General features: G+C 64.8%; 16 protein-coding genes. All 16 read left to right on the forward strand.

Annotation, left to right across the window (positions count from 1 at the left end; genetic code table 11):
* The first annotated feature begins 2 nt into the window (after positions 1-2).
* The 16 genes from ftsL to OVA12_RS06055 all read left to right on the forward strand — a co-directional run bounded on the left by ftsL (position 3) and on the right by OVA12_RS06055 (position 20787).
* Positions 3-392 carry a cell division protein FtsL gene (ftsL, locus tag OVA12_RS05980; protein ID WP_268135383.1) on the forward strand — a complete coding sequence of 130 codons (390 nt, stop codon included), beginning with the start codon at positions 3-5 and terminating at the stop codon, positions 390-392.
* 10 nt (positions 393-402) lie between these two features.
* Positions 403-2118 carry a peptidoglycan D,D-transpeptidase FtsI family protein gene (locus tag OVA12_RS05985; RefSeq protein WP_268135384.1) on the forward strand — a complete coding sequence of 572 codons (1716 nt, stop codon included), beginning with the start codon at positions 403-405 and terminating at the stop codon, positions 2116-2118.
* Positions 2119-2227: 109 nt separating this feature from the next.
* Positions 2228-3721 carry a UDP-N-acetylmuramoyl-L-alanyl-D-glutamate--2,6-diaminopimelate ligase gene (locus tag OVA12_RS05990; RefSeq protein WP_268135385.1) on the forward strand — a complete coding sequence of 498 codons (1494 nt, stop codon included), beginning with the start codon at positions 2228-2230 and terminating at the stop codon, positions 3719-3721.
* On the forward strand, positions 3718-5148 hold the full coding sequence (locus tag OVA12_RS05995; RefSeq protein ID WP_268135386.1) for a UDP-N-acetylmuramoylalanyl-D-glutamyl-2,6-diaminopimelate--D-alanyl-D-alanine ligase: 1431 nt from the start codon (positions 3718-3720) through the stop codon (positions 5146-5148). The genes OVA12_RS05990 and OVA12_RS05995 overlap by 4 nt, the downstream gene beginning before the upstream one ends.
* A 9-nt stretch (positions 5149-5157) precedes the next feature.
* Positions 5158-6243 (forward strand): phospho-N-acetylmuramoyl-pentapeptide-transferase, encoded by a 1086-nt coding sequence (mraY, locus tag OVA12_RS06000; protein ID WP_268135387.1) that lies wholly within the window; start codon positions 5158-5160, stop codon positions 6241-6243.
* Positions 6244-6250: 7 nt separating this feature from the next.
* On the forward strand, positions 6251-7651 hold the full coding sequence (gene murD, locus OVA12_RS06005) for a UDP-N-acetylmuramoyl-L-alanine--D-glutamate ligase (RefSeq protein ID WP_268135388.1): 1401 nt from the start codon (positions 6251-6253) through the stop codon (positions 7649-7651).
* Complete coding sequence (ftsW, locus tag OVA12_RS06010; RefSeq protein WP_268135389.1) at positions 7651-8823, forward strand: putative lipid II flippase FtsW; 1173 nt, start codon at positions 7651-7653, stop codon at positions 8821-8823. Before murD ends, ftsW begins: the two co-directional genes overlap by 1 nt.
* Positions 8820-9920: an undecaprenyldiphospho-muramoylpentapeptide beta-N-acetylglucosaminyltransferase gene (gene murG, locus OVA12_RS06015; protein ID WP_268135390.1), complete on the forward strand. Its 1101-nt coding sequence runs from the start codon at positions 8820-8822 to the stop codon at positions 9918-9920. The genes ftsW and murG overlap by 4 nt, the downstream gene beginning before the upstream one ends.
* A gap of 13 nt (positions 9921-9933) precedes the next feature.
* Positions 9934-11352, forward strand: a complete 1419-nt coding sequence (murC, locus tag OVA12_RS06020) for a UDP-N-acetylmuramate--L-alanine ligase (protein WP_268135391.1) — start codon at positions 9934-9936, stop codon at positions 11350-11352.
* Entirely contained in the window at positions 11349-12302 is a 954-nt protein-coding gene (murB, locus tag OVA12_RS06025) for a UDP-N-acetylmuramate dehydrogenase (protein ID WP_268135393.1), read from the forward strand. The genes murC and murB overlap by 4 nt, the downstream gene beginning before the upstream one ends.
* A 449-nt stretch (positions 12303-12751) precedes the next feature.
* Complete coding sequence (locus OVA12_RS06030) at positions 12752-13678, forward strand: D-alanine--D-alanine ligase (protein WP_268135395.1); 927 nt, start codon at positions 12752-12754, stop codon at positions 13676-13678.
* The gene (locus OVA12_RS06035; protein WP_268135397.1) at positions 13666-14580 is read left to right on the forward strand and encodes a cell division protein FtsQ/DivIB; all 915 of its coding nucleotides are present in this window, start codon (positions 13666-13668) and stop codon (positions 14578-14580) included. Before OVA12_RS06030 ends, OVA12_RS06035 begins: the two co-directional genes overlap by 13 nt.
* Positions 14577-15899, forward strand: a complete 1323-nt coding sequence (gene ftsA, locus OVA12_RS06040; RefSeq protein ID WP_268135399.1) for a cell division protein FtsA — start codon at positions 14577-14579, stop codon at positions 15897-15899. Before OVA12_RS06035 ends, ftsA begins: the two co-directional genes overlap by 4 nt.
* 103 nt (positions 15900-16002) lie before the next feature.
* Positions 16003-17766, forward strand: a complete 1764-nt coding sequence (gene ftsZ / locus OVA12_RS06045) for a cell division protein FtsZ (RefSeq protein WP_268135401.1) — start codon at positions 16003-16005, stop codon at positions 17764-17766.
* Positions 17767-18044: 278 nt separating this feature from the next.
* On the forward strand, positions 18045-18995 hold the full coding sequence (gene lpxC, locus OVA12_RS06050) for a UDP-3-O-acyl-N-acetylglucosamine deacetylase (protein ID WP_268135403.1): 951 nt from the start codon (positions 18045-18047) through the stop codon (positions 18993-18995).
* Between the two features lie 940 nt (positions 18996-19935).
* Positions 19936-20787: an outer membrane protein assembly factor BamD gene (locus OVA12_RS06055; protein ID WP_268137027.1), complete on the forward strand. Its 852-nt coding sequence runs from the start codon at positions 19936-19938 to the stop codon at positions 20785-20787.
* Positions 20788-20796 lie beyond the last annotated feature (9 nt).

A 20796-nucleotide genomic window follows, 5' to 3' on the forward strand; every position in this document is an offset into this window, starting at 1 on the left:
CGATGCTTGTGCGCTATCTCAATCTCGTCTTCGTGCTGGCGGTCATCATCGGCGCCGCGTTCGTCTTCGACATGAAGATGGCCGCCGAGCGCTCGTCCGAACGGGTGTCTGAACTCAAGCGCCAGATCGACGAGGAGCGCGAGGCGATCCGGCTGCTGAAGGCGGAGTGGAGCCTGCTCAACCAGCCGCATCGGCTGCAGGGTCTTGCCGAGCGCTACAGCGAGTATCTGCAGCTTCAGCCGCTCGAGCCCAAGCAGATCGTCCAGCTGAACGATCTGCCGGTGAAGCCGGTGATGCTGGAGCCGGTTGGCATCGATGCCCTCATCGACGGCTTTGCCACCGCCCCCGCCTCCGCCACCACCACCGCTGCTGCAACCGCGACCATCCAGTAAGGGCGAAGCCATGAGCCAGGCAAGCGAGCCTCAGTCCTTCCTGCAGTTCAAGCGGGCCCAGCCGAAGCCGACTTACGGTTCGGTCTCGACCGGTACCGTCCGGTCGCGCGTCTACGTGACCATGACCGCCTTTGCGCTGATCTTTGCGGTCATCGGCGGCCGTCTCGCCCAGCTGGCGCAGATGGAAGATGTGCCGACGCAGGAGTTCATGTCGGCGCAGGATGCGGTCGCGGCCTCCCGTCCGGATCTCACCGATCGCAACGGCGAGATCCTGGCCACCGACATCAAGACCGCATCGGTCTACGCCGAACCGCGCAAGATCCTCGATGTCGAGGAAACGCTCGAAGGCATCGGCAGCGTCTTCCCGGATCTCAACAATGACGCCATGCGCAAGCGGCTCGCCAGCCGCGCCGGCTTCATCTGGCTGAAGCGCGAGATCACGCCGGCGCAGCAGCAGGCGATCCACCGCCTCGGCCTGCCCGGCATCGGCTTCCTCTGGGAGAAGCAGCGCTTCTATCCGGGCGGCCCGGTTGCCTCGCACATCGTCGGTTCGGTCAACATCGACAACCAGGGCATCGCTGGCATCGAGAAATACGTCGATGACGCGTGGCTCGCCGACCTGCAGAAGCTCGGCTTTGCCTCGGACCGCTCGATGGAACCGGTCCAGCTCGCCGTCGACCTGCGCGTCCAGCACATCGTGCGCGACGAGGTCCAGAAGGGCATCGAGCGCTACCACGCGATTGCCGGCGTCGGCATCATCCTGGATGTGAACACGGGCGAAGTCGTCGCCATGTCGTCCCTGCCGGACTACGACCCGAACAACCGCGGCGAGGCGCTGCAGGCCGACCGCATGAACCGGGCCACCGGCGGCACGTTCGAAATGGGCTCCGTGTTCAAGGGGTTCACCACCGCCAATGCCCTGGCCTCGGGCAAAGTCTCGATGAACGACAGCTTCGATGCCACCCGGCCGATCCGGGCTGGCGGGCGCAGCATCTCCGACTTCCACGGCAAGAACCGGATCCTGACCGTTCCGGAAGTCTTCATCTACTCGTCCAACATCGGCACGGCCAAGATGATGCTGGCCACCGGCATTGACGAGCAGAAGCGCTTCTTCACCGATCTGGGCTTCACCAGCCGCATGGTCACCGAGCTGCCGGAAAACGCCGCGCCGCAGGTGCCCAAACGCTGGGGCGAGCTCGCCGCGATCACCATGTCCTTCGGCCATGGCATCTCGGTCACGCCGATGCAGACTGCCGTTGCCGCTGCGGCGCTCGTGAACGGCGGTCGCTACATCCCGCCGACCTTCCTGCCGCGTGACGAAGCTGCCGCAAACAGCCTGGCGCGCCAGGTGATCCCGGAAAAGGTCAGCCAGGCGATCCGCTATCTCTACCGGCTCAACGTGATTGCCGGCTCGGGCAAGCGGGCGGACGTGCCCGGTTATCTCGTCGGCGGCAAGACCGGCACGGCGGAAAAGGTGGAAAACGGCCGCTACAATCCCAACAAGCGCCGCAATTCCTTCCTCTCTGCATTCCCGATGGACAATCCGCGCTATGTCGTGCTTGTCGTCCTCGACGAGCCGAAGCCGGAGAAGGAAGGCATGGCGGCCACGGCGGGTCTCAACACAGCGCCCATGGTCGGCAACATCATTCGCCGGGTGGCGCCCATGCTGGGTGTCATGCCGCGTCAGATTATTGAAGGTAAGCAGACGATAGAAATCGCCTACTAGAGCATCTTTCGATGCTATCAGGCATCACGGGCGGGATGAGGGGCAGGGGTCGCAGCCGGCGTCCTTCCTCCCGCTGGACATGACGGCGCACAAGCGGACCCTGGATGACATGCATCTGAGCAGCCTGATGGCGGACCTCGCCGGTCCCGCCTCCTATCCTGACCTGACGATCTCCGGTCTTACCTCGGACAGCCGCGCGGCTCGTCCGGGTTTTCTGTTTTTTGCGCTGGGTGGCGTGAAGGTACATGGCGCAAGCTTCGCCGCCCGGGCCGTCGAGGGCGGGGCGGTTGCTGTCGTGACTGATGCCGATGGTGCATCCAGTCTGGCAGGGCAGGGCATTTCGGTCCCGGTCATCACCGTCGGCAATCCGCGCCGGGCGCTGGCATTGATGGCCGCGCGCTTCCATGCGCCGCAGCCCGCCACCATGGTCGCGGTCACCGGCACGGCCGGCAAGACCTCCGTTGCCCATTTTGTCCGCCAGATCTTTGAACGGTGCGGCCACGCCGCTGCCAGCCTTGGAACCATCGGCACGATCACCTCGAACGGCAAGAGCTATGGCGGCCTGACGACGCCCGATCCGGTGACACTGCACCAGGACCTTGCCCGCCTTGCCGCAGATGGCATCACCCATGCCGCGATGGAGGCCTCAAGCCATGGGCTGGACCAGTTCCGGCTGGACGGGGTGCAACTGGCCGCCGCCGGGTTCACCAACCTTGGCCGCGATCACATGGACTACCATCCGACGGTCGAGGACTATCTCGCGGCCAAGCTGCGCCTCTTCACCGAGGTGCTTCCCGCTGGCGGCATCGCCGTCGTTGATCCGCTGGAGCCTTACGCCGACCGCGTTGTTGCAGCCTGCCAGGCGCGGGGCCTCAAGCTGCTGACGGTCGGCGAACGGGGTGCTGACCTCACCCTCACCGGTCTCAAGCACAGCGGCTTCAGCCAGGTCCTGACCATTGCCACGCCGCGCGGCGACTACAAGGTCTCGCTGCCGCTGGCTGGACGCTTCCAGGTCTCCAACGCCCTGATCGCCGCCGGCCTTGCCATCGCGGCGGGCGAGCAGCCGGGGGCTGTCCTGCGTGCACTCGAGGACCTCGAAGGCGCACCGGGCCGGCTGGATCTCATTGGCCGCAAGGCCAATGGCGCGCTGGCCTTTGTCGACTATGCCCACAAGCCGGACGCGCTCGACAATGCGCTGGCGGCGCTGCGTCCCTTCACCAAGGGCCGGCTCGTCTGCGTCGTCGGCGCCGGTGGTGACCGGGACCCGGGCAAGCGTCCGATCATGGGCGAGGTCGCCACACGCCGCGCCGATGTCGTCATCATCACGGACGACAATCCGCGGACCGAAGATCCTGCCCTGATCCGCAAGGCGATGCTCGTCGGGGCACCCGGAGCGCTGGAAATTGGTGATCGTCACGAAGCCATCGAACGGGCTGTGGCGATGCTGGAAGACGGGGATGTGCTTTGCGTGGCGGGCAAAGGCCACGAAACGGGCCAAATCGTCGGTGACACGGTGCTGCCCTTTTCAGATCACGAAGCAGTTCGCGCTGCGCTCGGCCTTGCGGTGGCTGATGCCGCGCGCGACATGGGAGACCCGGCATGAGCCTGCCGCTCTGGACACTTGAGGAATTCGCCGCTGCCGTCAGCGGCTCTGTCGTCGGCACACCCGCCGAGGCGATCACTGGCGTTTCCATCGACAGCCGCACGCTTGAACCCGGCGAAGCCTTCATCGCCATTGCCGGCGACCGGTTCGATGGCCATGACTTTGTCGAGGCCGCCCTCAAGGCCGGCGCATCGCTGGCCCTCGTCGCGCGTGATCGCCTGGCCAGCCTGCCGGCCGATGGCCGTTACGTGGTCGTGGACGATGTTCTGGAAGGCCTGCGCTGCCTTGGCCGCGCCGCTCGTGCCCGTGTCAGCGCGCGCATCGTCGCGGTCACCGGTTCGGTCGGCAAGACCGGCACCAAGGAAGCCCTGCGCCTTGCCCTGTCGCGTTGCGGCAAGACCCATGCGTCGGTGGCGTCCTTCAACAATCACTGGGGCGTGCCGCTCACGCTGGCGCGCATGCCCCGCGACGTTGATTTCGGTGTGTTCGAGATTGGCATGAACCACGCTGGCGAGATCACGCCGCTGGTGCAGATGGTCCGTCCGCATGTCGCGATCATCACCACGGTGCAGCCCGTGCACCTGGAGTTCTTCGATTCGGTCGAGAGCATCGCCAAGGCCAAGGCAGAAATCTTCTCAGGTCTCGAGCCGGGCGGTGTGGCCATTCTGAACCGCGACAACGACCAGTTCGACCTGTTGACCTTCCTTGCCAAGACGGGTGGCGTCACCACCATCCGGACCTTCGGCGAGGGCGCCGGGTCCGATGGCAAGCTGCTGAAGCATCTCAGCCAGGGCGGCACCTCCGTGGTGCAGACCCGCATCCTGGGCGAGGAGATCACCTACAAGATCGGCGCGCCGGGACGGCATTTCGTCATGAACAGCCTCGCTGTCCTGCTCGCGATCGTGGAGATGGGGGCAGATCTCGCTCTCGCCGGTCTGGCCCTTGCGGAACTGTCCGCCCCGAAGGGTCGCGGTGCCCAGACCCGGCTTTCGCTGCCCGGCGGCCCGGCCATCCTCATCGACGAAAGCTACAATGCCAATCCGGCCTCCATGCGCGCCGCACTCAGCCTGCTGGCGGACGTCAAGCCGGAAGCCGGCGGCCGGCGCATTGCCGTGCTCGGCGACATGCTGGAACTCGGCGAGACCTCGCGGGCGCTTCATGCCGAGCTGGCCGCGCCCATCGCAAGCGCCGCCGTCAATGTCGTCTATTGCTGCGGCCCGATGATGCATGCGCTCTGGGAAACCCTCCCGGCAGCGCAACGCGGGCTCTATGCCGAAGCATCATCCGGCCTTGCGGACCGTCTGCGCGAAGATTTGCGGGCTGGCGACGTCATCATGATCAAGGGATCTCTGGGCAGCCGGATGGGCCCCCTTGTGGAAGCGCTCAAGCAGGACTATGCGGCAGCGGATGAAACCGTAGCGGTTTAAGGATTCCCCATGTTCTATCTTCTCGGCGAACTCTCCGGCCAGTTGTCTGCGCTCAACGTGTTCCGCTACATCACCTTCCGCACGGGCGCGGCCATCATGACCGCGCTGATCTTCGTGTTCCTGTTCGGGCCGAAGATCATTTCCAGCCTGCGCCTGCGTCAGGGCAAGGGCCAGCCGATCCGCGAGGACGGTCCGCAGAGCCATCTGCTGACCAAGAAGGGCACTCCGACCATGGGCGGCCTGATGATCCTGTCGGGCATGATCGTGTCGACTCTGCTCTGGGCGGACCTGCGCAATCCTTATGTCTGGATCGTGCTCTGGGTCACCGTCGGTTTCGGCCTGATCGGCTTCTATGACGACTATCTCAAGGTCACCAAGGCGACCCACAAGGGCTTCTCGGGCCGCGCCCGGCTCGGCATCGAGTTCCTGATCGCCGGCTCTGCCGCCTTTGCCGTGACGCTGCTCGACAACAGCCCGTTCTCGACCTCGATCTCGTTCCCGTTCCTCAAGGACCTCCTGCTGAACCTCGGCATCGTGTTCATTCCCTTTGCCGCTTTCGTCATGGTCGGGGCCGGCAATGCAGTGAACCTCACGGATGGCCTTGATGGTCTCGCCATCGTGCCGGTGATGATCGCGGCCGGGTCCTTCGCCATCATCGCCTATCTGTCGGGTAATGCCGTCTTTGCCGACTATCTGCAGATCCACCACGTCTCCGGTACCGGCGAACTGGCCGTGCTCTGCGGCGCGGTCATCGGGGCAGGGCTTGGCTTCCTGTGGTTCAACGCGCCTCCGGCCGCCATCTTCATGGGCGACACCGGCTCCCTGTCGCTGGGCGGCATGATCGGTGCCATCGCGGTTGCCACCAAGCACGAGATCGTCCTTGCCATCATCGGCGGTCTGTTCGTGCTGGAGGCCGTCTCGGTGATCGTGCAGGTCGCGTCCTTCAAGCTGACCGGCAAGCGCGTGTTCCGCATGGCGCCGATCCATCACCATTTCGAGCATCTCGGCTGGACCGAGTCCCAGGTCGTGATCCGCTTCTGGATCATCGCCGTGGTTCTCGCCCTCATCGGCCTTGCCACCTTGAAGCTGCGGTGAGGCCCAGATGATCCCGATCACCAGTTTTGCCGGACAGAAAGTCGCCCTCTTCGGGCTCGGCGGCTCCGGCATGTCCAGCGCGCTGGCGCTGAAGGCCGGTGGCGCCGAGGTCCTCGCCTTCGACGATTCCGCGGCTCGCAACGACGCCGCCCGGGCCCAAGGCCTGACGGAGGTGGACCTCAGCCAGATCGACTGGAGCAGCGTCTCCGCCCTTGTCCTGTCGCCGGGCGTGCCGCTCACCCATCCCGAGCCGCACTGGACCGTTCAGCTTGCCCGCAAGGCCGGTGTCGAGGTGATCGGCGACATCGAACTCTTCGCCCGTGAACGCCGCCGCCTCTGCCCGGACGCTCCGCTGATCTGCATCACCGGTACCAACGGCAAGTCGACGACGACTGCTCTCGTCACCCATCTCCTGGCCAGCCTTGGCCTTGATGTGCAGATGGGCGGCAACATCGGCACGCCGGTGTTCGACCTGGCCCCGCTCAGCCCGGCCCGGCACTACGTCATCGAATGCTCGTCCTACCAGATCGATCTGGCCCCGAGCCTTGACCCCACTGTCGGCATTCACATGAACCTGTCGCCGGATCATCTCGACCGGCACGGCACCATGGAAAACTACGCCGCCATCAAGCAGCGCCTCGTGGCGGGCAGCCGGTCCGCCGTCATCGGTGTCGATGACCCGATGAGCGAGGCCATGGCCGATCATCTGGCCGCTGCGGGCAAGCGCGTGCGCCGCATTTCCGGCTATCTGCCGCAGACCGATGGCGTCTACGGCGATGGCACCGGCCTGATGATGGCTGACCGTGGCCGTCAGGAGCGGCTTGCCGATCTCACCGGCATCGATTCCCTGCGCGGACGTCACAACGCCCAGAATGCCGCTGCCGCCTGCGCCGCGCTGCTGGAGCTCGGCCATGCACCGGAGCGGATCGCCGCAGCGCTGAAGACCTTCCCAGGTCTCAGGCACCGCATGCAGGTGATCGCGCGCCGCAATGGCGTGCTCTTCGTCAACGACAGCAAGGCCACCAACGCCGATGCGGCCGCCTGGGCGCTGGCCAGCTACCCGCGCCTCTACTGGATCGCCGGTGGCAAGCCGAAGACTGGCGGCATCGAGCCGCTCGCCGAGTTCTTCCCGAAGATCGCCCGCGCCTATCTGATTGGCGAGGCGGCGGAAGCCTTCGCGGAAACCCTCGCCGGCAAGGCGCAGGTGGAGATCTGCGGCACCATGGATGTGGCCGTTGCCCGCGCTGCCGAGGATGCCGCCCGTGATCCGTCGGCGGACAAGGTCGTCATGCTGTCGCCGGCCTGCGCGTCCTTTGACCAGTATCCGAACTTTGAAGTGCGTGGCGATGCGTTTGTCGCAGCTGTCGAGGCGCTTGATCGTGCCTCGGGGACAGAAGGGGATGCCTGATGGTTTCACGCGCCGATCGTGGTCCGCTGGCGGAATGGCTGTGGACGGTTGATCACTATCTCCTGGCGGCCTTCGTCCTGCTGGCGATCGGCGGCGTGGTCCTGTCCTTTGCGGCCAGCCCGCCTGTGGCCGAACGGCTCGGCGTCGAGAGCTTCTACTTCGTCAAGCGGCAGGCGGTGTTCCTGATCCCCGCGCTCGGAATGATGATCGGTCTGTCGCTGATGTCGCCACGCATGATCCGCCGTGCGGCCTTGCTGGTCCTCATCGGGTCCCTGGTCCTGATGGTGGCGACGCTGTTTATGGGCGTCGAGGTCAAGGGCGGGCGGCGCTGGATCAACCTCGGTTTCACGACGCTGCAGCCCTCGGAATTCCTCAAACCCGCCTTCGTCGTCATCGTCGCTTTCCTCCTGTCGGAAAGCGGCCGCCGCCGCGAAGTTCCAGGCGCGCTGTTCTCGGCGCTGATCTTTGCTGTCGCCGCCATGCTCCTGATCGCCCAGCCTGACTTCGGCCAGACCATGCTGCTGGCGCTGGCCTGGGGCGCGTTGTTCTTCATCAACGGCCTGCCGTGGATCGCGATCATTGCCCTGGCGCTGGTCGGCCTCGTCGGCATGAGCTCGGCCTACTTCCTGCTGCCGCACGTGACATCGCGCGTGAATCGCTTTCTGGATCCCGATTCCGGTGACACGTTCCAGGTCGACACGGCGCGCGAGGCTTTCCTGTCCGGCGGCTGGCTCGGCAAGGGGCCTGGCGAGGGCATCGTCAAGCGCATCCTGCCGGACAGCCATACCGACTTCGTGTTCTCCGTCGTCGCCGAGGAATTCGGCATCATCGTCTGCATGCTGATGGTGCTGCTGTTCAGCTTCATCGTGCTGCGCGGCCTGCGCAATGCCGCGCGCGACCAGGATGCCTTCTCGCGCCTTGCCACCTCCGGCCTGCTGATCACCTTCGGCCTCCAGGCCACCATCAACCTGATGGTGAACCTCAACCTGATCCCGGCCAAGGGCATGACGCTGCCGTTCATTTCCTATGGCGGCTCGTCGCTGTTCTCGACCGCGCTCACCGCCGGCTTCATCCTGGCGCTGTCCCGCCGCAAGCCGCGTCCGGTGCACAGCGAAAGCGTGATCGTCTCGCGGGTGTCGCCATCCAGCCTGATGCAACCGGGTATCCGATGACCAAGACCATCCTTCTCACCGCCGGCGGCACCGGCGGCCATCTGTTTCCCGCCGAGGCGCTGGCAAGCGAACTCGTGCGCCGCGGCTGGACCGTGGATCTGGCCACCGACGAACGCGCCGACAAATACGGCAGCCGCTTTCCTGCGCGCGAAGTCCACATCATCGCCTCGGAGACCCTGCGCTCCAGGTCGCCGGTCGCCATCCTGAAGACGATCTTCAGTCTGGCCCGCGGCACGTTGCAGGCCCTCGGCGTGGTGCGGCGGGTCAAGCCGTCCGTGGTCGTCGGCTTCGGCGGCTATCCGACCTTTCCCCCCATGCTCGCCGCGCGCCTCGCCCGTGTGCCTTCCATCCTGCACGAAGCCAATGCGGTGATGGGCCGGGCCAACCGGATGCTCGCACGCGGCGTTGACGCGGTCGCCACCAGCGTTCCCATCGCCGGCCTTGATCCGGCCATTGCCGCCAAGGCCCGGGAAACTGGCAATCCCGTGCGCCCGATGGTCATCGACGCGGCCCGCGTTGCCTATCCGCCGCTGCAGGAAAATGGCCCGTTCCAGTTTCTCGTCTTCGGCGGTTCGCAGGGCGCGCGCTTCTTCTCCGACCTGATGCCGGAGGCACTCGCCCTGCTGCCAGCCGGCAAGCGCGCCCGTCTGCGTCTTGTCCAGCAGTGCCGGCCGGAGGATCTGGACCGGGTCAAGACCCGCTACGAGGAGCTTGGCGTTTCGGCGGAACTTGCCGCCTTCTTCACCGATCTGCCGATGCGCCTCGCCAGCGCCCATCTCATCCTGTGCCGCTCCGGCGCTTCGTCTGTCAGCGAGCTGGCCGTCATCGGCCGCCCGTCGATCCTCGTGCCGCTGCCCCATGCGCTCGACCAGGACCAGAGCGCCAACGCCCGTGTGCTGGAAGCAGTGGGCGGTGCCTGGCCGATTGAGCAGAAAAACCTGACACCTCAGGCCCTGGCCGGCCGGCTCGGCAGCCTGATGGATGAACCCGAAACCCTTGCCGCTGCCGCCCGTGCTGCCGCCGGACAGGGCAAGGCCGACGCGGTTGCGCGCCTTGCCGATCTGGTCGAGCAGGTGGCCGCGCAGTCGAAGACGTGAAAGGAGACCGGCGATGAAGATGCCGCGTGAACTGGGTCCGGTGCATTTTGTTGGCATTGGCGGGATTGGCATGAGCGGCATCGCCGAGGTGTTGCACATGCTCGGCTACACCGTCCAGGGCTCGGACATGTCCGAGAGCGCCAACGTTCAGCGCCTGCGCGAAAAGGGCATTCCGGTCTTCATCGGCCATGCCGCCGAAAACCTCGGCGCGGCCGAGGTTCTGGTCGTGTCCTCGGCCATCAAGCGCGACAATCCGGAGCTGATCGCTGCCCGCGAAAAGCTGATCCCGGTCGTGCGCCGCGCGGAAATGCTCGCCGAGCTGATGCGCTTCAAGCAGGCCGTCGCCATCGGCGGCACCCATGGTAAGACCACGACTACCTCGCTGATCGCCGCACTGCTGGAAGCTGGCGGACTTGACCCCACCGTCATCAACGGCGGCATCATCAACGCCTATGGCACCAATGCCCGCATGGGCGCCGGCGACTGGATGGTCGTGGAAGCGGATGAAAGCGATGGCACTTTCGTCAAGCTGCCCGCCGATGTCGCGGTCGTCACCAACATCGATCCCGAGCATCTCGACCACTATGGCGACTTCGCCGGCGTGCGCGCCGCGTTCCGCAACTTCGTCGAGAACGTTCCCTTCTACGGCTTTGCCGTGATGTGCCTGGATCACCCGGAAGTCCAGTCTCTGGTCGGCCAGATCGAGGACAAGCGCATCGTCACCTATGGCAATAACCCGCAGGCCGATGTCCGCTTCGTCGATGTGCGGATGGAAGGCGGCAAGGCACATTTCAGCGTCCGCTTCCAGAACCGCCGCTCGGGCACCAGCGAGGCCCTGGACGATCTCGTCCTGCCGATGCCGGGCCTGCACAACGTTTCCAACGCCACGGCTGCCATTGCGGTCGCCAACCGGCTCGGCATCGCCGGGGCTGCCATCCGCAAGGGCCTTGCCGGCTTCGGCGGCGTGAAGCGCCGCTTCACCCACACCGGCACCTGGAACGGCGTCGATGTCTTCGATGATTACGGCCATCACCCGGTGGAAATTCGCGCCGTGCTGAAGGCTGCCCGCGACACCGCCAAGGGCAAGGTCATCGCCATCGTGCAGCCGCACCGCTATTCGCGCCTTGCCAGCCTGTTTGACGACTTCTCCACCTGCTTCAACGACGCGGACACCGTCATCGTCGCCCCGGTCTATGCGGCCGGTGAGCAGCCGATCGAGGGCGTCAACCGCGACACGCTGGTCAGCGGCCTCAAGATCCACGGCCATCGCTCGGTTCTGGCAATGGAGGGCCCGGAAGCCCTCGCCGGTCTCGTTGGCGGCATCGCCCAGCCGGGCGACTATGTCGTCTGCCTCGGTGCCGGCAACATCACCCAGTGGGCCCATGCGCTGCCGGGACAGCTCGAGGCGCTGGGGCAGGGGGCCAAGGCGTGAGTTCGGATAATCTCCTGATCCGCCTTGGCGCTTCGATCCACGGCATTCGTGGCCGGGTTTCAGGCGATGCACCTCTCTCTGCCGTCACCTGGCTGCGCGCGGGCGGTCCGGCCAGCGTGCTGTTCCAGCCGGCCGATGAGGCCGACCTTGCCAGCTTCCTGAAGCAGCTGCCGGCGGATGTGCCGGTGCTCGTCATTGGCCTTGGCTCCAATCTCCTCATCCGCGACGGCGGCTTTGACGGCGTTGTCATTCGCCTCACGGGTAAGGGCTTCGGCGCCATCGACCGTGTTGGCGAGACGGGTATTCGTGCCGGTGCGGCCGTTCCTGACAAGCGCCTGGCCGAATTTGCAGCGGAAGCCGGTCTCGGCGGCTTTGCCTTCTACGCCGGCATTCCCGGTGCCATCGGCGGTGCCCTGCGCATGAACGCTGGCGCCCATGGCACCGAGACCCGTGACCGCGTCGTCGAGGTCACGGCGCTTGACCGCAAGGGCGAACGCCATGTGCTCAGCAATGCTGATCTCGGCTATGCCTATCGCCACTGCAGTGCCCCGAAGGACCTGATCTTCACCTCCGCCCTGTTCGAGGGCATCCCGGCTCCGGTGGAGCAGATCCGCGCCGAGATGGCGGACGTCACGGCCCACCGCGAGAAGGCGCAGCCGATCCGCGAGAAGACCGGTGGCTCCACCTTCAAGAACCCGGACGGCACCTCCGCCTGGAAAGTGATTGATGCGGCAGGATGTCGCGGCCTCACCATCGGCGGCGCGCAGATGTCCGAGATGCACTGCAACTTCATGATCAACACGGGCACCGCCACCGCTCACGATCTGGAGCTCCTCGGCGAAACCGTCCGCCGCCGCGTCCGCGAAACCTCCGGCATCCTCCTCGAATGGGAAATCAAACGCCTCGGCGATTTCACCCCCGGCCAGCACATCACGCCGTTCCTGGATTGAAGGACCCCATGTTGCTCCAATGAGATAACGTGGCTTGGCTGTCTTGAACGCGCTGCTTTAATCGCCGTCCATCGTCTCAGTGGTCATCCCCGCCTTGTGCGGGGATCCAAACGGCATTTAAGGGCGCAAGGTCCCTATCCCTTTGGCGCTCATCGGCAGGATCCCCGCACAAGGCGGGGATGACGACTTTGCCACTTTGCCATCCCGGACCCTTGTTCGCTTCACTGGCCGCAAACCCGACAATCTGGGCAGCGAGATCAAGCTCCAACCAGCAACCCACACGGACTGAGCGAAATCGGTTCCATACCGCAGGTTTCAAAAATGTTGCGCCGCGGCAACACTGCGAACTGTCCAATCGTAAACACAATCCTTAACGCCTTGGTTAACGATTCTTTACCAATTTGCTGCGCATTGTCGGCGTGAGACACGTGTTCGGGTGAGTCGCGGCAATGACGGGTAAACATGTAGCGGTGCTGATGGGTGGTTGGGCGCATGAGCGGCCCGTGAGCCTCTCATCGGGCAACGCCTGCGCAGATGCGCTGGAATCGCGGGGCTTTCGCGTCACCCGCGTGGATGTCGACCGCACCATTGCTGAGCGCCTGGCTGATCTTCGTCCCGACGTTGCCTTCAATGCGCTGCATGGCCCGTTTGGTGAAGATGGCTGCATCCAGGGCGTTCTGGAAATCCTCGGCATTCCCTACACCCATTCCGGCGTGATGGCGTCGGCGCTGGCCATGAACAAGGTCAAGGCCAAGGCGGTCATGGCTGCCGCCGGCGTGCCGGTGACGCGCCATGTCGTGGTCAACCGCCACGAGATCGGCCGCGATCATCCCCTGCCGCCTCCCTACGTGCTGAAGCCGATCAACGAAGGTTCGAGCTTTGGCGTCCTGATCGTGAAGGAAGATGCCGCCCATCCGCCGCAGGAGCTTTACCGGGCGGACTGGCCTTATTCCGACGTGCTGATGTGCGAAACCTATATTCCGGGCCGCGAGCTGACCTGTGCGGTCATGGGCGACCGGGCGCTTGGCGTTATTGACATCGTGCCAAAAGGACACGGTTTCTACGATTATGACGCCAAGTATGCGAAAGGTGGGTCTGACCACATCCTTCCTGCAAAACTTTCACCCTTTGTTTACCAAGAAGTACAGAAACTTACCCTGACGGCGCATCAGGCTCTCGGTTGCCGGGGTGTCTCGCGGGCGGATTTCCGTTTCGACGAGAAGCCCGACGGCACGGGAACCCTGATCTGCCTCGAAGTGAATACACAACCCGGAATGACCCCGACCTCTCTGGTCCCGGAACTCGCTGCCCATGAGGGCAAGGATTTCGGAGATCTCGTCACCTGGATGGTGGAGGACGCAAGTTGCTCTCGCTGAGACGCAAGGCCAAGGAAGAGACCGCATTTCCGCTTGAGGCGGAGCTCGCGCCGCGCGGGCGTGGTGTCGCACGCCTGCATCAGCGTCCGCTCTGGCGTCAGGCCGGGCGCCTGGCCGAGCTGCCGCGCGGGACGGGATCGGTCGCAGCTGTCGGCTTTCTGGCGGCAACGATCACCTATGGCGTCATTCTTGGCGGCTACGGCCGCATGGTCTCCGAAGCGCTGATCAGCGCTGCCGGCTTCGGCATCGAGACCGTCAAGATTTCCGGCCAGCGCGAGACATCCGACTATCAGATCCTCTCCGCGCTTGGCATTGATGATGCGACCTCGCTGGCGCTGTTCGATGTCGATGGCGCGCGTGAACGCCTGACCTCGATCGCCTGGATCAAGAGCGCATCCGTGATGAAGCTCTATCCGAACACCCTCAAGGTGACCGTCGAGGAGCGTATTCCCTTCGCCCTGTGGCAGGACGGCGATGTCGTGTCGATCATCAACGAGCAGGGTGACATCATCACCAGCGAAGTCGATGGCCGCTACGCAAATCTCCTGCTCGTGGTCAATGACGGTGCGCAGAAGCGGGCCGGCGAGATCATCTCGGCCTTGGAAGAGGTGCCGTCGCTGCGTCCGCGCGTGCGCGCCGCGTTTCTCGTCGGCCATCGCCGCTGGGACCTGATGCTGGAGAATGGCATCACCGTTCGCCTGCCGGAAAACGGCATGGCACCGGCCCTGGCCGAGCTGCTGAAGATGGATGCTGAAGGCGCGCTTCTGACCCGCGACATTGCGGCCGTCGACATGCGCCTGCCGGACCGGGTGGTGGTGCGTCTCACCGATGAAGCGGTGCAGCGCCGTGAGGAAAGCCTCAAGGGCGGCGACAAGGTCGCCAAGCGGGGGGCAAACACATGAGCCGAAACGGGACAGCCCTTTACCTGCCGCGCATGCGCCCCCTGCCGGGGCGCCGGGCCGTCGTCATGTCGGTGCTCGATGTTGGCTCGACCAAGATCTGCTGCCTGATCGCCAAGCTGACCCCACGCGAAGGCTCCGACGTTCTCGCCGGCCGCTCGCATGCGGTGGAAGTGCTGGGCTATGGCTACCAGCGCTCGCGCGGCATCAAGTCCGGCGTCATTGTCGACATGGATGCTGCCGAGCAGGCAATCCGCCTTGCCGTGGATGCGGCCGAGCGGATGGCTGGCGTCACGGTTGAATCGGTGATCGCCAACGTTTCCTGCGGCCGTCTGCAGAGCGAAATCTTCAGCGCCACCGTGCCTTTAGCCGGCGAATCTGTCACAGAGGCAGATATCCAGCGCGTGCTGGTGGCCGGGTCGTCCCATTCCGCTACGGATGGCCGGGCCGTGACGCATGCGCTGCCGATTTCCTATTCGCTGGACGGCAACCGCGGCATCCGCGATCCACGCGGCATGATGGGCCTCAAGCTCGGGGTCGACATGCAGGTGGTGACGACGGAGGTCCCTCCTGTCCGCAATCTGGAGCTCTGCATCAATCGCGGGCATCTCCAGGTGGAAACGCTGGTGGCGACGCCCTTCGCCAGCGGCCTGTCGACCATTGTGGACGACGAGGCGGAACTGGGCGTGGCCTGCATCGACATGGGCGGTGGCACAACCACGCTGTCCGTGTTCGTTGAAGGCCAGATGGTCCATCTGGATGCCATCGCCGTGGGCGGGCAGCATGTCACCACCGACATCGCCCGTGCCTTTGCCACCCGGCTCACCGATGCCGAGCGGCTGAAGACCCTGCACGGGTCGGCGCTGTCGTCCAGTGTTGATGACCGAGACATGCTGACCATTCCGCCTGTCGAGGGCGAGGGCGATCTGCCGAACCAGATCCCCCGGTCAGCGCTGACCCGTGTCATCCGTCCCCGCGTCGAGGAGATCCTCGAGCTGGTGCGGGACCGGCTGACGGCGTCCGGATTTGCCGGGCGCGTCGGCAAGCAGATCGTATTGACCGGCGGAGCGAGCCAGCTCACCGGCCTCAGCGAAGTGGCGCGCCGGATTATTGGCCGGAACGTCAGACTGGGCAGGCCACTCGGCGTGGCTGGCTTGCCCGAGGCGGCCAAGGGACCGGCGTTTGCCGCGTCCGTGGGTCTTCTCATCTACCCGCAGGTGTCCCAGATCGAACAGTTCCAGCCGAAGTACAAGCGGTCGGGCTGGAGCGGAAATCAGGGATATCTGGCCCGGGTAGGCCAGTGGATCAGGGAAAGCTTCTGACGCGGGACGCCGCGTCGGACTGGAAATGCCGGAAACGGCGCACACACAAGGGAAGAACTGGGCCCCCGAGAATCGGGTGCCCTTAGAGGGTCGCGAGGAACTTATGACCATCAACCTGAAGATGCCTGACATTCAGGAGCTGAAGCCGAGGATCACCGTCTTCGGCGTTGGCGGGGCTGGCGGCAACGCCGTCAACAACATGATCTCCGCAGGCCTGCAGGGCTGCGATTTCGTGGTGGCCAACACCGACGCGCAAGCGCTTGCCATGAACCACGCCGAACGCCTCATCCAGATGGGCGTCGCCGTGACCGAAGGCCTCGGCGCTGGATCCCAGCCGGAAGTCGGCTCTGCCGCTGCCGAGGAAGTGATCGACGAGATCAATGATCACCTGTCCGGCTCGCACATGGTGTTCATCACCGCCGGCATGGGCGGTGGCACCGGCACGGGCGCTGCCCCCGTTATTGCACGGGCGGCCCGCCAGCAGGGTATACTGACGGTAGGTGTGGTCACCAAGCCGTTCCAGTTCGAAGGCTCGCGCCGTATGCGGATCGCTGAAGCCGGTATCCAGGAACTGCAGCGGAACGTCGATACGCTCATCGTCATTCCGAACCAGAACCTGTTCCGCATCGCCAATGCCCAGACCACCTTCGCCGACGCTTTCGCGATGGCTGACCAGGTGCTGTACTCTGGCGTGGCCTGCATCACCGACCTGATGGTCAAGGAAGGCCTCATCAACCTCGACTTTGCCGACGTGCGCTCGATCATGCGCGGCATGGGCAAGGCCATGATGGGCACCGGCGAAGCCTCCGGCGACAAGCGCGCCCAGCAGGCTGCTGAAGCCGCCATCGCCAATCCGCTGCTCGACGAGACCTCGATGAAGGGCGCCAAGGGCCTCCTGATCTCGATCACCGGCGGCACGGACCTGACCCTGTTCGAAGTCGATGAAGCCGCCACCCGCATCCGCGAGGAAGTGGATTCCGACGCCAACATCATCCTCGGCGCGACGTTCGATGAAAGCCTCAACGGCATCATCCGCGTGTCGGTCGTTGCCACCGGCATCGACAAGGAGCAGACCCTGGGAAACGCTGACATGAACGTCATGCTGGCTCCGCGCGTGGAAAGCGTGCAGAAGCCGGTCGTGACGCAGTCGGCCCGTCCGGTTGAGGCGCGCCCTGCAGCGCCGGTGAGTTCCTTCCAGCAGGATGCAGCCTCCCGCGCTCTGGCGAGCCTGGAACGCGAGCTGTCGATCCCCGAGCCGGTCGCCGTTGCCTCGGCCATGGACCCGGAAGTCGAGATCAAGGCCTTTCGCCCCGCGCCCGACATGATGACCACCAAGGTTCCGGCAGCCGACCTCGGCGAACCGGTCCAGGTTCCGCTGGCGGCCGAAGCTCCGGTCAGCCGTCCGTACATCCCGCCGGTCGCCGAACAGCCGGTTGCCAACCCGCGCATGCCGCGCATGGAAGACTTCCCGCCGATCGCCCAGCGTGAAATGCGCGCCCAGGCGACCCGCACCCAGGAAGTTGCCGCACAGGCCGAGCCGGCTCAGACCCACGTCGAGGACGATCACGGTGACGACCGCCGTCCGATGGGCCTGCTGCGCCGTCTGGCTTCCGGCCTGTCGCGTCATGTCGAGCATGAGGATGTGGCTCCCGAGGCTCCGGTGCAGCCGCGCATGGCCGCTCCTGCCGCTCCCCAGCCGCAGATGCGTCCGGCCCCGCGCATGCCGCAGATGGCTCCGGCCCCGCGTCCGCAGATGGGCGCATCCGGCCAGCTGGATGCCACCGGCCGCGCTCCGGCCCGTCCGCAGGCCCACAGCGAGGAAGACCAGCTCGAGATCCCGGCGTTCCTGCGCCGTCAGTCGAACTGAGTCGTCCACTTAAGGACTGACCTTCTTCCCTTCGGAACGGCCCGGTGACACCACCGGGTCGTTTCCGTTTGTAACAAGGCGAAAATGGGGGAGGGGCTCGCGCAACGAAATCAAGGACTTGCGGCGACCCAAAGCGTTACAAAACGTAATAAAGCTTTATTTCGGTGCCCGAACGCACGGGGCTATTGTTCGGCCAGATCACAGAGCGTTAACAGAGCGTATCAAGCTTGCCTAAAGCTTGTGCCTCTCAAGCCGCCGACCAAAGCAAGGCATCGTCCATGACCAATCGCTCCGACTTCCAGACCACCCTGGCCGATCAGGTCACCCTTACCGGGATTGGTGTTCACTCTGGCAAGCCGGCAAGCGTTACTCTCCTCCCGGCTGACGCCGGCACGGGGATCATGTTCACCCGTTGCGACGCCCAGGAAGACGGCCGCATGATCCCGGCGCGCTGGGATCAGGTCACCGCCACCGCGCTGTGCACCGTGATCGCCGATCCGGCCCGCAACGGCGTTTCCACCGTCGAACATCTGATGGCCGCGCTGGTCGCGCTCGGTGTCGACAACGTGGTCGTCGAGATGGACGGCCCGGAAATGCCGATCATGGACGGCAGCAGCGCTCCCTTTGTCGAGGCAATTGATCAGGTCGGCCTGAAGCGTCTTGATCGTGGCCGCCGCTATCTGCGCATCAAGAAGCCGATCCGCATCGATGCCGGCTCTGCCTGGTGCGAGCTGCTGCCTTACGACGGCACCCGCTTTGACGTCACCATCGAGTTCGACAGCGCCCTGATTGGCCGCCAGACCTTTGCCCGCGACCTGACGCCAGACGTGTTCCGCAAGGAACTGGCCCGCGCCCGCACCTTCGGCCAGGTCAAGGACGTCGAGAAGCTCTGGGCCATGGGCTTTGCCCTCGGCTCGTCGCTGGAGAATTCGGTCGCCATCGCCGAAGATCGCGTGCTCAACCCGGAAGGCACCCGCTGGCCGGACGAATTCGTCCGCCACAAGGCGCTGGATGCCGTGGGTGACCTCGCCCTTGCCGGCCTGCCGATTCTTGGCATCTACCGCTCCTTCAAGGGCGGCCACAAGATGAACCACGCCATTCTCGAAGCCCTGTTCACCCGCGGCGGTGACGGCTACGAGATCGTGGAAGCACCGGTCTGGCGCGACAACAGCCAGTCCGCCGGCCGCCCGGCCCTCGCCGCCGCCGCCTTCGGCCCCGACGTTTCCTGATCATCAGACCAGCCCCATCCTTCGTCATGCCATGGCTCGACCATGGCATCCATGCCGTGACCTCTCCGTGCGATCAGCGGAACACGGCTGGGCACGTCTCCAGGTTCGCTACATTCCCCGCGCGTTAAGGCAACGGCATGGATGCCATGATCAAGTCATGGCATGACGACCGGGGGACCCGGGATCGCATCCGCCCCCCGCACTCCGATCTGATCCGCGAGACTCCACAAGCCGATATCTGGCCACACCCCATCCTTCGTCATGCCATGGCTCGACCATGGCATCCATGCCGTGCCCTCTCCGCACGGTGAGCGGAACACGGCTGGGCACGTCTCCAGGTTCGCTACGTTCCCCGCGGGTTAAGGCAACGGCATGGATGCCATGATCAAGTCATGGCATGACGACCGGGAGAACACGGTCCCCGTTCCCGCCGCACGCTGCCCCGTGCGCCGTCCTAACTCGCACGCCAACCCGCAAGGCTCCGCAAGCCGATCCCCCGGCCACACCCCATCCTTCGTCATGCCATGGCTCGACCATGGCATCCATGCCGTGACCTCTCCGTGCGATCAGCCCTGCATGACGCCAAAGAGGGGGGCATCAACCTCCCACGTCCCCCCAGGCCGCGCCGGGCAATCCTGTCAAATCGGCCCGTGCTATCCCTCCGCCACAAAAAAGCTTAAAAAACTCGACACATGGCGTGGCAGGTCCTGCCATGATCCGGTAAAAGCCTTGCCTTGGAAAATGGTTGGCATTTTCCACGCGGCAGCTTAAGCCTTGGCCACGGTCTGGGTTTGGCCTGCCTGATCGATTTCCGCTCCGGTGCAGTCACCGCGTCGGCAATCGATCACGCATCAATACGATGGATCCGTTTCAGTCCGGTCAGTGTGGCCGGTTCGCGGGCGGTGTCCTGGGCAAGGAGTTGGAAGGCGTGCTGGACAACATGGCGACCGGGACAGGCAAGCGTCCGCGCAGGAAGACGATCCTCATCCACTCCCTGCTGATAGCCACCGCATTGGTGCTGACGGCGTGCTCGTCCAAGGACGATGATGATCTGGCCCTGGACGATACGCCCGCAGAGGTGCTGTTCAACGAGGGTCTGGCGCTGCGCAATGCCGGGCGTCTGTCCGATGCCGGCAAGAAGTTCACCGAGCTCGACAAGCTGTATCCCTATTCGGAATACGCCAAGAAGTCGCTGATGAATCTTGCCTACATCAACTTCTCGCTCGGCCGTTATCCCGAGACGGTCACGGCTGCCGAGCGGTTCACCACGCTCTATCCGGGCAGCGAGGATATGCCCTATGCGCTCTATCTGATCGGCCAGGCCTATTACCGGCAGATCCCGGATGTCTCGCGCGACCAGAAGATCACCGAACAGGCCGCCTCGGCCCTGAACGAACTGATCACCCGCTATCCGGACAGCGAGTATACCGCTGACGCCAAGACGAAGCTGCTCGTTGCCTATGACCAGCTCGCCGGCAAGGAAATGCAGGTTGGCCGCTACTATCTGGAAAAGCGCAACTACATCGCCGCGATCAACCGCTTCAAGTCCGTGGTCATCAACTACCAGACCACGCGCCATGTCGAGGAAGCGCTCGCACGCCTGACCGAATCCTACTATGCGCTCGGCGTGGTCAATGAGGCGCAGACGGCTGCCGCCATCCTTGGTCACAATTATCCGGACAGCCAGTGGTACAAGGACTCCTACTCGCTGCTCCAGAAGGGTGGCTACGAGCCGTCCGAGGATCGTGGCAGCTGGATCAGCAAGGCCTTCCAGGGCGTCAAGCTGTTCTGACGCCGGACG

It is taken from the genome of Pannonibacter sp. SL95 (assembly GCF_026672425.1).
In the GTDB taxonomy this organism is placed as follows: Bacteria; Pseudomonadota; Alphaproteobacteria; order Rhizobiales; family Stappiaceae; genus Pannonibacter.